11 protein-coding genes are annotated in these 14,119 nt (G+C 69.1%); 10 read left to right on the top strand and 1 reads right to left on the bottom strand.

Annotation, left to right across the window (positions count from 1 at the left end; genetic code table 11):
- Positions 1 to 6 precede the first annotated feature (6 nt).
- Complete coding sequence (locus ACZYYX_RS25485; RefSeq protein ID WP_463817536.1) at positions 7 to 1,158, bottom strand: FAD-dependent oxidoreductase; 1,152 nt, start codon at positions 1,156 to 1,158, stop codon at positions 7 to 9.
- A gap of 38 nt (positions 1,159 to 1,196) precedes the next feature.
- On the opposite strand from ACZYYX_RS25485, the gene ACZYYX_RS25480 reads away from it, so the two are divergent.
- The 10 genes from ACZYYX_RS25480 to rpmA all read left to right on the top strand — a co-directional run bounded on the left by ACZYYX_RS25480 (position 1,197) and on the right by rpmA (position 14,068).
- Positions 1,197 to 3,197, top strand: a complete 2,001-nt coding sequence (locus ACZYYX_RS25480; RefSeq protein ID WP_463817534.1) for a S9 family peptidase — start codon at positions 1,197 to 1,199, stop codon at positions 3,195 to 3,197.
- 11 nt (positions 3,198 to 3,208) lie between these two features.
- Positions 3,209 to 4,465 (top strand): saccharopine dehydrogenase family protein, encoded by a 1,257-nt coding sequence (locus tag ACZYYX_RS25475; RefSeq protein ID WP_463817533.1) that lies wholly within the window; start codon positions 3,209 to 3,211, stop codon positions 4,463 to 4,465.
- A gap of 45 nt (positions 4,466 to 4,510) precedes the next feature.
- On the top strand, positions 4,511 to 5,098 hold the full coding sequence (locus ACZYYX_RS25470) for a DUF937 domain-containing protein (protein WP_463817532.1): 588 nt from the start codon (positions 4,511 to 4,513) through the stop codon (positions 5,096 to 5,098).
- Positions 5,099 to 5,125: 27 nt separating this feature from the next.
- The gene (locus ACZYYX_RS25465) at positions 5,126 to 7,795 is read left to right on the top strand and encodes a valine--tRNA ligase (RefSeq protein WP_463817531.1); all 2,670 of its coding nucleotides are present in this window, start codon (positions 5,126 to 5,128) and stop codon (positions 7,793 to 7,795) included.
- A complete protein-coding gene (folC, locus tag ACZYYX_RS25460; RefSeq protein ID WP_463817529.1) occupies positions 7,792 to 9,210 on the top strand; it encodes a bifunctional tetrahydrofolate synthase/dihydrofolate synthase in 1,419 nt (472 codons plus the stop codon). The genes ACZYYX_RS25465 and folC overlap by 4 nt, the downstream gene beginning before the upstream one ends.
- Complete coding sequence (locus ACZYYX_RS25455; RefSeq protein WP_463817528.1) at positions 9,207 to 9,590, top strand: DUF4233 domain-containing protein; 384 nt, start codon at positions 9,207 to 9,209, stop codon at positions 9,588 to 9,590. The genes folC and ACZYYX_RS25455 overlap by 4 nt, the downstream gene beginning before the upstream one ends.
- Positions 9,591 to 9,617: 27 nt before the next feature.
- Positions 9,618 to 10,028: a nucleoside-diphosphate kinase gene (ndk, locus tag ACZYYX_RS25450; protein WP_463817527.1), complete on the top strand. Its 411-nt coding sequence runs from the start codon at positions 9,618 to 9,620 to the stop codon at positions 10,026 to 10,028.
- Positions 10,029 to 10,338: 310 nt separating this feature from the next.
- On the top strand, positions 10,339 to 13,299 hold the full coding sequence (gene rne, locus ACZYYX_RS25445) for a ribonuclease E (RefSeq protein WP_463817526.1): 2,961 nt from the start codon (positions 10,339 to 10,341) through the stop codon (positions 13,297 to 13,299).
- A 160-nt stretch (positions 13,300 to 13,459) separates the two neighbouring features.
- Positions 13,460 to 13,783, top strand: a complete 324-nt coding sequence (rplU, locus tag ACZYYX_RS25440; protein WP_463817524.1) for a 50S ribosomal protein L21 — start codon at positions 13,460 to 13,462, stop codon at positions 13,781 to 13,783.
- Between the two features lie 18 nt (positions 13,784 to 13,801).
- Positions 13,802 to 14,068, top strand: a complete 267-nt coding sequence (gene rpmA, locus ACZYYX_RS25435) for a 50S ribosomal protein L27 (RefSeq protein WP_463817523.1) — start codon at positions 13,802 to 13,804, stop codon at positions 14,066 to 14,068.
- The last annotated feature ends 51 nt before the right edge of the window (positions 14,069 to 14,119 follow it).

Below are 14,119 nucleotides of genomic sequence, written 5' to 3'. Positions count from 1 at the left end.
ATCAGCTCAACCCGGCGGTGAGGCGAACGCCGAGCGTGCTGCGATCGAGGCCAGGTGGGCGGCCACGACGCGTTCAGGAAGCACCGCCGTGCCCCAACTCGCCGCAGCACCCAGTGCCGTGGGTCGCGCGTTCAGGATGCGCCCGATGGTCGCGGCTTCCCACGCCAGCGCGCGTACCCGGCGTCGGCGGAAGGCAGCGAACGAGCTGAAGGCATGGGGCAGATCCGGTTCGCGCGCTACGCACCGTGCCAGCACTGCGGCGTCCTCGATGCCCTGGCATCCACCCTGCCCGAGGTGGGGCCGCATCGGGTGGGCGGCATCTCCGACGATCACGATGGGCCCGCGGCACCAGTGCTTGGGCGCCGCGCGATCGTAGAGGTCGTTGCGGAGGATGTTTTCGGGCGCGGTGGCCGCCAGCAGCTGCGGGATCGGCGTCGCCCAGCCTGACAGCAGACGGGCCAGGTGAGCGTGCTCGCCGTCGGGCGCGCGACCGCCCTCCGGTGTCCGCTCCGTCGCAAACCAGTAGGTGTGCTCTGGACCGAGCGGCACGTGACCGACCTGTACGCCCGGGCCGAGGGTCTCGCCGGCCAGCTCCGGATCCAGCGGAGTCTCGGCGATACCCCGCCACGCCGTGTACCCGACGTAACGGCTCGGCAGGTCCCCGTTCAGGGTGGCCGCGACGACCGAACGGACGCCGTCGGCGCCGACCACCGCGTCGGCCACCAGGACGTCACTTCCCGTCGTCGTGACCTCCACCCCTGACGCCGTCGTCGACACCGTCCTGACCGACGCCCCGGTGATCACCGCGCCGGGCGGGAGCGCATCGGCCAGCAGATCGGTCAGGGTCGATCTGCGCACCACGACCAGCGGCTCTCCGAGGGCGGTGACCATCCGCTGGCCGGCGGGCCGTCGCAGCCACCGTCCGCTGCGCCAGCGGATCGCGCCCGCGGTGACGCGGCCGCCGGCGTCGCGGACGGCATCGCCGGCGCCGATCTGGTCGAGCGCGGCCAGCGCATTGGGCCAGATGCTGATCGCCGTGCCCGCGCCGAGGTCGGTCCGCTGCTCGAGCACACGGACATCGTGACCGTCGCGGTTCAGCGCGACGGCAGTCGCCAGTCCGGCGATGCCGGCGCCGACGACGATGAATCGCGCTGGCATGGGCTGACCCTAGCCGCCCACTGTGTTACGAAGTGGGCATGGCCCCCGACACCCCGTTCGACGATCTCGACGTCTACCTGTCACTGCCTCGGGTGAGTGGCCTCGCGATCGCACCGGACGGTTCGCGCGCCGTGACGACGGTGTCCGTCGTCAACGACGAACGCACTCAATTCGTCAGCGCGATCTGGGAATTGGACCCTGCCGGCCACGAGCCGGCGCGCCGAATCACCCACGGCAGCACCGGCGAATCGGCGCCGACGCTCACCGCGAACGGGGATCTACTGTTCCTGGCGGCGCGGGGCAGGGTCAAGGACATCGCCAACGACACAGAGCCGTCCAAGGCCCTGTGGCGCCTGCCGGCGGCCGGGGGAGAGGCCACCGAGATCGCGACATTCCCCGGGGGAGTGAACGCCGCGGCAGTGGCACGCGCCTGTGACGTCACCGTCGTCACGACGCCTGTTCTGCGCTCGGCGCGCGACCTCGACGACGACCGCAGGCTGCGGGACGCGCGGTCGAAAGCCAAGATCTCGGCGGTGCTGCACACCGGATATCCGGTGCGGCACTGGGATCACGACCTCGGCCCGGACCGGCCCCGCCTGTTCACCGCCGACGAGCGCCGCGACCTCACCCCCGACCCCGACGACGCGCTGCGCGAGGCCGACCTCGACGTCAGCGCAGACGGAACGTTTGTCGTCACGACGTGGCAGGTGCCGTCACCAGGGGCTGCTGTGCGAAAGACCTTGGTTCGCATCGACATCACCACCGGCGAGCGGTTGACACTGCTCGACGATCCCGACGCCGACCTGGGAATGCCGGCGATCTCGCCGGACGGCTCCGCGGTCGCCTTCACCCGGGAGACGTTCTCCACGCCTGCGCAGGCACCGCGAATCACGCTGTGGCTCCTGCGTTTCGGGTCCCCGGCGGTGGAAGTCACCGGCAGCTGGGACCGGTGGCCGACGTCGGTCAGGTGGGCGCCCGACGGCGCGTCGCTGCTGGTGACGGCCGACCAGTCCGGGCGCGGACCGATCTTCACCGTCGACGTGTCGACCTCCACGGTCCGGCCGCTGGTCGACGACGACTTCACCTACACCGATCTGCAGGTGGCCACGACCGGTGCGGTGTTCGCACTGCGCAGTTCCTATACCGCGCCGCCACATCCGGTCCGCATCGACTCCGACGGCACCGTGACGGCGCTGCCCAGCGTCGAGATGCCCACGCTGCCCGGCACGCTGACCGAGGTGACAGCGCTCGCCGACGACGGGGTACCGGTCCGGTCCTGGCTGGCGCTACCCGACGGGGAGGACCACATCGATTCCGGGGCGCCCCTGGTGCTGTGGATTCACGGTGGGCCGCTGGCGAGCTGGAACGCCTGGCACTGGCGCTGGAATCCGTGGCTGATGGTGGCTCGAGGCTACGCGGTGCTGCTGCCCGATCCGGCGCTGTCCACCGGATACGGCCAGGATTTCATCCAACGTGGCTGGGGCGCATGGGGATTCGCCCCCTACGCCGACCTCATGGCGGCCACCGACGCCGCGTGCGAGCATCCCCGGGTCGACGCCACCCGCACCGCGGCCATGGGTGGCTCCTTCGGCGGCTACATGGCCAATTGGATCGCCGGCCACACCGACAGGTTCGACGCGATCGTCACCCACGCCAGCCTGTGGGCGCTTGACCAGTTCGGCGGCACCACCGACGGTGGTTACTGGTGGTCACGCGAGATGACACCGGAGATGACCGCGGCCAATTCTCCGCACCGGTTCGTCGCCGACATCGCGACCCCGATGTTGGTGATCCACGGCGATCGGGACTACCGCGTGCCCATCGGGGAAGCGCTGCGCCTCTGGTACGACCTGCTCAGCTCGTCAGGACTGCCCGCGGCCGCTGACGGCTCCACCGAGCATCGCTTCCTCTATTTCCCGTCGGAGAACCACTGGGTGTTGAGCCCGTCGCACGCCAAGCTCTGGTACGAGGTGGTGTTCGCGTTCCTGGCACGTCACGTCCTCGAACAGGACACCGAACTGCCCGAGACCCTCGGGTAGCGTCGGGCCACATGAGCTCACCGGACCGCGAATTCGACATCGTCCTCTACGGCGCGACAGGATTCGTCGGCAAGCTGACCGCCCTGTATCTGGCCTCCGCAGCCGGGGATGCTCGCATCGCGCTGGCCGGCCGCTCGGCCGATCGACTGCTCGCGGTCCGCGAGACCCTGCCCGCGTCGGCGCAGTCGTGGCCGCTGATCACCGCGGACGCCTCCGATCCGTCGTCGCTGGCCGCCATGGCCGCGAGGACCCGGGTCGTGATCAGCACCGTCGGCCCCTACCTGCGGTACGGACTACCGCTGGTCGCCGCCTGCGCGGCCGCCGGCACCGACTACACCGACCTCACCGGCGAACCACTGTTCATCCGCCGCGCGATCGACCAGTACCACAAGCAGGCGGTCGACACCGGCGCCCGGATCGTGCACTCCTGCGGGTTCGACTCCATCCCATCCGACCTCACCGTCTTCGCGCTGTACCGCCAGGCGGCCGAGGACGGTGCGGGTGACCTGGGCGACACCAACTTCGTCGTGCGCCGCTTCGCCGGCGGCATGTCCGGGGGCACCATCGCCTCGATGACGGAGCTCGCCCGGGAGGCCGCAGAGGACCCCGAGAGCCGCCGGCTCCTCAACGATCCCTACACGCTGTCCCCGGACCGGGGCGCCGAACCCGAACTCGGCGGCCAGCCCGACGCGCGCTGGCGGCGCGGCCGCGACATCGCCCCCGAGCTCGACGGTTACTGGGTGGGCGCGTTCGCGATGTCGGTGCCCAACTCCCGCATCGTGCGGCGCACCAACGCGCTCCTCGAGTACGCCTACGGCCGACGGTTCGAATACGCCGAGCAGATGAGCCTCGGCAAGTCCCCGCTCGCGCCGCTCGCCGCGGCGATGGCCACCGGCGGGAACATCGCCGCCATCGAGCTGGGCAGCAGATTCCTCAACCGGGTGCCGCGCAGCGCGCTGGAGCGCATCCTGCCCAAACCCGGCACCGGCCCCAGCGAGCAGACTCGCGAGAGCGGTCACTACACCGTCGAGACGTACACCACCACGTCGTCGGGCGCCCGCTACGTGGCGCGGATGTCACAGCAGGGCGATCCCGGCTACAAGGCCACATCGGTGCTGCTCGGCGAGAGCGCTCTGGCGCTGGCAACCGACCGCGAAAAGCTCTCCGACCTGCTCGGTGTGCTGACTCCCGCCTCCGCGATGGGCGACGCGCTGCTGGCGCGGTTCCCCGCCGCAGGTGTGGAGCTGGACGTCACCAAACTGGCCTGACCGAACGGCGGTCGCACCGCCGTCACCGGGTCTAACCTGACGCTCATGAGCGGCCTCGATGACCTGTACAGCCAGATTCCCGTCCAGCAGATCGCCGGACGGTTGGGTGTCGACGAGAGCGAGGTCGACAGCGCCGTCAAGACGCTGGTCCCCGTCCTGGTGGGCGGCCTGCAGCACAACGCCCAAGATCCCGGCACCGCCCAGGGCATCGCCTCGGCCGCCGACTCGCACGCCCGCAGCGGCCTGCTGGACGGAGGGGTGAGCGTCGAACAGGTCGACGAGGCCGACGGGTCCCGCGCGATCGCGAAGATCTTCGGCGGCAGCGACACCGGGCAGGTGGCTTCGGCGCTCTCCGGCGGCGGTGCCGGCAACAGCGACCTGATCCAGAAGCTGCTGCCGATCCTCGCGCCGATCGTGCTCGCTTACATCGGCAAGCGGCTCTCGGGCGGAGCGCAGGTGCCCGGGCAGACCGGCGGAGGCGGCATCGGCGACATCCTCGGCAGCATCCTCGGCGGCGGTACGGCCCCGGGCGGGAACAACCCGTTGGGCAGCATTCTGGGCTCCGTGCTGGGCGGTGACAAGGCCGGCGGTGTGGGCGACATCCTCGGCGGCCTTCTGGGCGGGAAGAAGTAGCTCGCGGCGTCTTCCTAGAATGGCTCGGTGACCTCCCAGCCGCTCGCCAACGCCGGACCCTCCGGGCTCGATGCCCTGCCCAAGTCGTGGGACCCCGGTGCCGTCGAGAGTGATCTGTATCAGGGCTGGGTGGATGCGGGGTATTTCACCGCCGATCCGGCCAGCGACAAGCCCGCCTACTCGATCGTGCTGCCGCCGCCGAACGTGACGGGCAGCCTGCACATGGGTCACGCGCTCGACCACACGCTGATGGACGCGCTGACTCGCCGCAAGCGCATGCAGGGCTTCGAGGTGCTGTGGCTGCCCGGTATGGACCACGCCGGTATCGCCACCCAGACCGTGGTGGAAAAGCAGCTCGCCGCCGACGGGAAGACCAAAGAGGACTTCGGTCGTGAGCTGTTCGTCGAGAAGGTGTGGGACTGGAAGCGCCAATCCGGCGGCACCATCGGCGGCCAGATGCGCCGCCTGGGCGACGGCGTGGACTGGAGCCGCGACCGGTTCACCATGGACGAGGGGCTCTCCCGTGCGGTGCGCACCATCTTCAAGCGGCTGTTCGACGCCGGGTTGATCTATCAGGCGGAGCGCCTGGTCAACTGGTCGCCGGTGCTCGAGACCGCGATCTCGGATCTCGAGGTCAAATACGAAGACATCGAGGGCGAGCTGGTTTCGTTCCGCTACGGGTCGATGTCCGACGACGAACCGCACCTGGTGGTCGCCACCACCCGGATCGAGACGATGCTGGGGGACACTGCGATCGCGGTGCATCCCGATGACGAGCGCTACCGCCACCTGGTCGGTACGACGCTGCCCCATCCCTTCCTGGATGACCGCCAGATCGTGATCGTGGCCGACCACCACGTCGACCCCGAATTCGGTACGGGCGCAGTCAAAGTCACCCCGGCGCACGACCCCAACGACTTCGAGATCGGTCTGCGGCACCAGCTCGCGATGCCCACGATGCTCGACACCAAGGGTCGGATCGCCGACACCGGAACGCGGTTCGACGGGATGGATCGCTTCGAGGCACGCGTGGCGGTGCGCGAGGCGCTGGCCGAGCAGGGCCGCATCGTCGCCGAGAAGCGTCCGTATCTGCACAGCGTCGGCCATTCCGAGCGCAGCGGCGAACCGATCGAGCCGCGGCTGAGCCTGCAGTGGTGGGTGAAGGTGGAGTCGCTGGCCAAGGCTGCCGGTGACGCAGTCCGCAACGGCGACATCGTGATTCACCCGGCCAGCCTGGAGCCGCGCTGGTTCGCCTGGGTCGACAACATGCACGACTGGTGCATCTCGCGACAGCTGTGGTGGGGGCATCGCATCCCGATCTGGCACGGGCCCGACGGGCAGACCGTGTGCGTCGGCCCCGACGAGACCCCGCCGGAGGGCTGGGAACAGGACAGCGACGTGCTGGACACGTGGTTCAGTTCGGCGCTGTGGCCGTTCTCGACGATGGGCTGGCCCGACCACACCGCGGACCTCGCGAAGTTCTATCCGACGTCGGTGCTGGTGACCGGTTACGACATCCTGTTCTTCTGGGTGGCCCGGATGGTGATGTTCGGCACCTTCGTCGGCGACGACAGCGCGATCACCGACAACGGCAGCCGCGCGCGGCAGGTCCCGTTCCAGAACGTCTTCCTGCACGGCCTCATTCGCGACGAACACGGCCGCAAGATGAGCAAGTCGCGCGGCAACGGCATCGACCCGCTGGACTGGGTGGAGAAGTTCGGCGCCGACGCGCTGCGCTTCACGTTGGCCCGCGGCGCGAGCCCCGGTGGTGACCTGGCCATCGGTGAAGACCACGCCAGGGCATCGCGCAACTTCGCCACAAAGCTGTTCAATGCGACGCGGTTCGCGCTTCTCAACGGCGCCAGCCCCGCCCCGCTGCCGCCCGTCGACGCACTCACCGATGCCGACCGCTGGATCCTCGGCAGGCTGGAAGAGGTTCGCGCCGAGGTGGATTCGGCGCTGGATGCCTACGAGTTCAGTCGGGCGTGCGAGGCGCTGTACCACTTCGCCTGGGACGAATTCTGCGACTGGTACGTGGAGTTGGCCAAAGTCCAGCTCGGCGAGGGTGTTTCGCACACCACCGCCGTTCTCGCCGCGGTTCTCGACACGCTGCTCAAGCTGCTGCACCCGGTGATGCCGTTCGTCACCGAGGTGCTGTGGAAGACCGTGACCGGGGGCGAGTCGCTCGTGATCGCCGACTGGCCGCCCGCCAGTGGGATGGACCTCGATCATGCTGCCGCGCAACGGATTTCCGACATGCAGAAACTGATCACCGAAGTGCGCAGGTTCCGCAGCGACCAGGGCCTGGGCGACCGGCAGAAGGTGCCGGCGCGGCTGTCCGGCGTCGACACGGCGGGCCTGACGGCCCACGTGCCCGCCGTCACCGCGCTGGCCTGGCTGACCCCGCCGGCCGACGACTTCACCGCATCGGCGTCGGTGGAGGTCCGGCTCTCCGGCGGCACCGTGCTCGTCGAGGTCGACACGTCGGGGACCGTCGACGTCGACGCCGAGCGGCGCCGCCTGGAGAAGGATCTGGCCGCAGCCCAGAAGGAACTCTCCGGCACCTCGGCCAAACTGGGTAACGAGGCGTTCCTGGCCAAGGCGCCCGCTGACGTCGTCGACAAGATCCGCGCGCGCCAGCAGCTCGCCGGAGAAGAAGTCGACCGCATCTCGGCACGGCTGGCCGCCCTGACGTGAGCTCGACCGAACCCGCACCTGACGAGATCGCGGCTCTGCTGCAGGTCGAGCACCTGCTCGACCAGCGGTGGCCGGAAACGAAGATCGAACCCAGCACGGCCCGCATCGCCGCGCTGCTCGAACTGCTCGGCTCACCGCAGAAGGGCTACCCGTCGATCCACATCGCCGGCACCAACGGCAAGACGTCGGTCGCCCGGATGGTCGACGCGCTGCTCACTGCGCTGCACCGGCGCACCGGGCGCACCACCAGCCCGCACCTGCAGTCGGCCGTCGAACGGATCTCGATCGACGGCAGGCCGATCAGCCCGGCCACGTACGTCGACACGTACCGGGAGATCGAGCCGTTCGTGGAGCTGGTCGATCAGCAGTCCGAGGCCGGGGGAGGGCCGCGCTGCTCGAAGTTCGAAGTGGTGACCGCGATGGCCTTCGCCGCGTTCGCCGACGCCCCGATCGACGTGGCCGTCGTCGAGGTCGGCCTCGGTGGACGATGGGACGCCACGAACGTGATCAACGCGCCCGTTGCGGTGATCACGCCGATCGGCATGGACCACACCGACTACCTCGGTGACACGATCGCCGAGATCGCCGGCGAGAAGGCCGGCATCATCACCCGGCAGGCCGACGACCTGGTGCCCACCGACACCGTCGCGGTGATCGGCCGCCAGGTGCCCGAGGCGATGGAGGTGGTGATGGCCGCCGCTGTCCGCGCCGACGCCGCCGTCGCACGCGAGGACTCCGAGTTCGCCGTGCTCGATCGCCAGGTGGCCATCGGCGGGCAGATGCTCGAACTGCAGGGGCTCGGGGGTCGGTACTCGGAGGTCTTCCTGCCGCTGCACGGCGAGCATCAGGCTCACAACGCTGTGCTGGCCCTCGCCGCCGTCGAGGCGTTCTTCGGCGCTGGTGCGCAACGCCAGCTCGACGTCGACGCGGTGCGCGCCGGATTCGCCGCTGTCACGTCGCCCGGTCGACTGGAGCGGATGCGCAGCGCACCAACCGTTTTCATCGATGCCGCGCACAATCCCGCCGGAGCGGCGGCGCTGACGTCCGCGCTGGCCGAGGAGTTCGACTTCCGGTTCCTGGTCGGGGTGGTGTCGGTGATGGCCGACAAGGACGTCGACGGAGTCCTGGCCGCCCTCGAGCCCGCCTTCGACCAGATCGTCGTGACGACCAACGGCTCACCGCGTGCTCTGGAGGTCGACGCGCTCGCGCTCAAAGCCGAGGAGGTCTTCGGCCCCGAACGGGTCGCGACCGCGGCGACGCTGCCCGACGCGATCGAGACGGCCACCGCGCTGGTCGAGGACTCGGGCGGCGACGTCGAAGGCGCCGGAGGCATGAGCGGCGCCGGCATCGTGATCACCGGCTCGGTCGTCACCGCCGGCGTGGCGCGCACGCTGTTCGGAAAGGATCCGGCATGACCACCCCGCCGCCCGATCCGTGGAAAAGTTTCCGCGGCGTCATGGCCGGCACGCTGATCCTCGAGGCCATCGTGGTGCTGCTCGCGCTGCCGGTGGTCGGCGCCGTCGGCGGCGGTCTGACCGGCGGATCGATCGGTTACGTCGTCGGGGTTGCGATCCTGCTGCTGCTGATGGCAGGCGTGCAGGGCCGGCCCTGGGCGATCTGGGCCAACCTCGGAGTGCAGCTGCTGCTGGTGGCCGGCTGGGTCCTGTATCCGGGGATCGGCTTCATCGGCCTGCTGTTCGTGGTGGTGTGGCTGTTGATCGCCTATCTGAGGGCCGAGGTGCTGCGCCGCCAGAAACGGGGCCTGTTGCCCGGGCAGCAGCGCGACGCGGACTAGATGCGGCGTATGGGTAGGCTGTCGGCCGTGACAGAGCGAACCCTCGTCCTCATCAAGCCCGACGGCGTTGCCCGTCGGCTCATCGGCGAGATCATCAGCAGGATCGAAGCCAAGGGACTGACCGTGGCCGCGCTCGAGCTCAAGAACGTCGACGACGCGCTGGCGCGTGCCCATTACGCCGAGCACGACGGCAAACCGTTCTTCGACTCGCTGCTGGAGTTCATCACCTCCGGTCCGGTGGTAGCTGCCGTGCTCGAAGGGCCGCGCGCCATCGCCGCGTTCCGTCAGCTGGCCGGTGGCACCGATCCGGTCGAGAAGGCCGTTCCGGGCACCATCCGGGGTGATCTCGGCCTGGAGACCCAGTTCAACCTGGTTCACGGTTCTGATTCGCCCGAGTCGGCCGCGCGCGAAATCGAGCTCTGGTTCCCCGGCAGCTGAGCGCCGCGGCGACCCGCTGACGCCGCGTTTCGGGTTCCCCCGCAGTGATGTGGGATACTGGGCGCGAGCGGCCGGCCTGACTACCCCGGGTTGGTCACTCGGATGAAGACTTCGACGACTGCGACCATCGCTACCCCGATGTGGCGCCGACCGTCCAGCCATCATTCAGACCGGCACCGAGGATGTCCCGCCGGGACTCCTCGGAGCAAGACCAACCAGAGTTCGGGATCAAGTGGCCCGGACGCAACAGTCAGTAGCCCTCGCGTGGCCGCGTCAGCAAACGACGCGCCCGGGGGCTTTAGGAGAATACGTGGCCGACAATGACAACCTCCACGACCTGCAGGACCCCGGCACCGCTTCGCCCGACGAGGCGCAGCCCACGGAGACTGCTAGTGCCCCTCCACCGACACCCGAACGGCTGAGGGTTCACTCCCTGGCCCGTGTGCTCGGCACGACCAGCAGGCGCATCATCGACGCGCTGGCCGAACTCGACGGGCGTACCCGCAGCGCGCACTCCACGATCGGCCGTGACGAGGCCGACCGCGTGCGCGCGGCGCTGGCCGAACCCGAGCCCGCACCCGAAGCAGTCGAGGTGGCACCCGAGCCGGCCGTCGCTCCGGAGCCGGCCGTTGCTGCCGAGCCCGACGTTCCTGCCGAGGAGGAGCCGGAGTCACGGCTGATCCTCGAGACACCGCCCGCGGTCGAGGCCGAACCCGCCGACTACCTGCCGCTGTTCGTAGCCCCGCAACCGGTGCGCCCAGAACCCGCCCACACCGACGACAACGACGAGGACGACTCCACCTCGGAGTCCGACACCGATTCCGATGCGGACTCCGACACCGACTCCGACGATGACCAGTCGGGCCGCCCGTCGACCAAGCGTCGCCGCCGGGGCCGCCGCGGCCGCGGTCGCGGGCGCGGTGAACAGAACGGCGACGAACCGGGCAGCGACGAGGACGACCAGTCGGCCGAGTCGGACGAATCCTCCGAGGGTGCTGAGTCCGCCGACGACGCCGATGACGACAGCGGTGAGGACGACAACGGCGGAGACGGCGCGACCCGTCGCCGCCGTCGCCGCCGCCGCCGCAAGACCGGAGCCACCTCCGACAACGAGAACGGCACGTCGCCCGACGATCCGCCCAACACCGTCGTGCATGAACGCGAACCGCGCGGCAAGGGCGCCAAGGGCTCGTCGGACTCCGAGATCCAGGGCATCAGCGGGTCCACTCGCCTCGAAGCCAAGCGGCAGCGCCGCCGCGACGGTCGCGACGCAGGTCGCCGCCGCCCCCCGATCCTGTCGGAGGCAGAGTTCCTCGCGCGGCGTGAATCCGTCGAACGCACCATGGTGGTCCGCGACAAGGTCCGCAGCGAGCCTCCCCACGAGGGCGCCCGGTACACCCAGATCGCGGTGCTCGAGGACGGCGTCGTCGTCGAACACTTCGTCACGTCGGCGGCATCGGCCTCGTTGGTCGGCAACATCTACCTCGGCATCGTGCAGAACGTGCTGCCGTCGATGGAAGCCGCGTTCGTCGACATCGGCCGCGGCCGCAACGGTGTGCTCTACGCCGGCGAGGTGAACTGGGAAGCTGCCGGTCTGGGAGGCGCCCAGCGCAAGATCGAGCAGGCGCTCAAGCCCGGCGACTACGTGGTCGTGCAGGTCAGCAAGGACCCGGTGGGACACAAAGGCGCCCGGCTGACCACGCAGGTGTCTCTGGCCGGCCGCTACCTGGTGTACGTGCCCGGCGCGTCGTCGACGGGGATCAGCCGCAAGCTGCCCGACACCGAACGGCAGCGGCTCAAGGAGATCCTGCGCGAGGTGGTGCCTTCGGACGCCGGCGTCATCATCCGCACGGCCTCGGAAGGCGTCAAAGAGGACGACATCCGCAGCGATGTGGAGCGGCTCCAGACTCGGTGGAACGAGATCGAGGCCAAGGCCACCGAGATCACCGCGAAGAAGGCCGGCGCCGCCATGGCGCTCTACGAAGAGCCCGACGTGTTGGTCAAGGTGATCCGCGACCTGTTCAACGAGGACTTCTCCACGCTGATCGTCTCCGGGGACGACGCATGGACGACGATCAACGACTATGTGACAGCCGTGGCACCCGAGCTTCTCCCGCGGATGACGAAGTACGAGCCGGCCGGTTCCGACGGCCCCGACGTGTTCGCGGTGCACCGGATCGACGAGCAGCTGACCAAGGCGCTCGACCGCAAGGTGTGGCTGCCGTCGGGCGGCACCCTGGTGATCGACCGCACCGAGGCGATGACAGTCGTCGACGTCAATACGGGCAAGTTCACCGGGTCGGGCGGCAATCTCGAACAGACCGTGACCCGCAACAACCTCGAGGCCGCTGAGGAGATCGTGCGGCAGCTGCGGCTGCGGGACATCGGCGGCATCGTGGTCATCGACTTCATCGACATGGTGCTCGAATCGAATCGCGACCTGGTGCTGCGGCGGCTGACCGAAGCGCTGGCCCGGGACCGCACCCGCCACCAGGTGTCCGAAGTGACGTCGCTGGGGCTGGTGCAGCTGACCCGTAAACGGCTCGGCACCGGCCTGATCGAGGCGTTCTCCACCACGTGCACACACTGCGGCGGACGCGGCATCATGCTCCACGGCGATCCGGTCGACACCGCGTCAGGTGCAGGTCGCAAAGCCGAATCGAACGGCGGCGGTGGCGGTGGTGGCGGTGGTCGCCGCGGCAAGCGCGGTAAGCGCGGAGCGCCCCCGCAGGAGGTGCAGGTCGCCAAGGTGCCCGCACATTCACCCGGCGAGCACCCGATGTTCAAGGCGATGGCCGCGGCCAACGGCAAGCACGAAGACGACGACGATCACGATCACGAGGACGATCACGCGGACGAGGTCGCCGAGCTCGACCAAGACGCGATCCGGGCAACGGTTGTCGACACCGAGGACGAGGAACTCGACGACGACTTCGAGGACTCGGACGACGAGGACGAGGAGTCCGACGAGGACGACTCCGATGACGACGAGGACGACGAGGACGACGACATCGACGTGCTCGACGACGAGGACGACGATTCTGATGACGAAGACTCTGATGACGAAGACTCTGATGACGACGACGAGGAATCCGACGAGGACGACTCCGATGACGAGGATGACGACGACTTCGACGAGGATTCCGAGGACGACTCCGATGACGAGGATTCCGAGGAGGAGGACGAGCAGCCCGCTGCCGTCGCTGTCCGGCCTGTCCGGCAGCGTCGACGCGCCGCAGCCCGTCCGGCAGGGCCACCCGCTCAGGACTGAGCGGTTTGACCCTCAACCCGCTGCTCACGTAACCTTGAGGAGTTGTCTCCAGGGCCTGCTCACGGCGGGCCCGAGACAGGGATGGCAGATCCCGCACCAAGACCCGCACGCAGACCGCCAGGTGATGCGCGCCCGCACGCGAAGTAGAGGATGACCAACGATGGCAGCGCAAAAAGCCACGTACGCGATCGTCAAGACCGGTGGCAAGCAGTACAAGGTCGCCGCCGGTGACATCGTCAAGGTGGAGAAGCTCGACGTCGAGCCCGGTGGCACGGTGTCGCTGCCGGTGGCCCTCGTCGTCGACGGAGCCGATGTGACCACCGACGCGACGGCGCTGGAGAAGGTCGCGGTCACCGGCGAGGTCCTCGAGCACACCAAGGGTCCGAAGATCCGCATCCACAAGTTCAAGAACAAGACCGGCTATCACAAGCGCCAGGGGCACCGTCAGCAGCTGACGGTTCTCAAGGTCACCGGCATCAAGTAGCGACGGGAGCGACAAGACATGGCACACAAGAAGGGCGCTTCCAGCTCACGCAACGGTCGCGACTCGGCCGCCCAGCGGCTCGGCGTCAAGCGTTTCGGTGGGCAGGTCGTCAAGGCCGGCGAGATCCTGGTCCGTCAGCGCGGCACGCACTTCCACCCCGGCGTCAACGTCGGCCGTGGCGGTGACGACACCCTGTTCGCCACGGCGCCGGGTGCGGTCGAGTTCGGCACCAAGCGTGGCCGCAAGTACGTCAACATCGTGCGGTTGACCCGCACCGACGCCTGACTTCTTTCTCCAACGTCGAGATCGACGTTTTGGCGCCAGACACTCGTACTT

This window comes from Mycobacterium sp. IDUB_1, assembly GCF_055419625.1.
The sequence above is the reverse complement of the archived record's forward strand: the minus strand, read 5'-3'. Positions and strand labels throughout refer to the sequence as shown.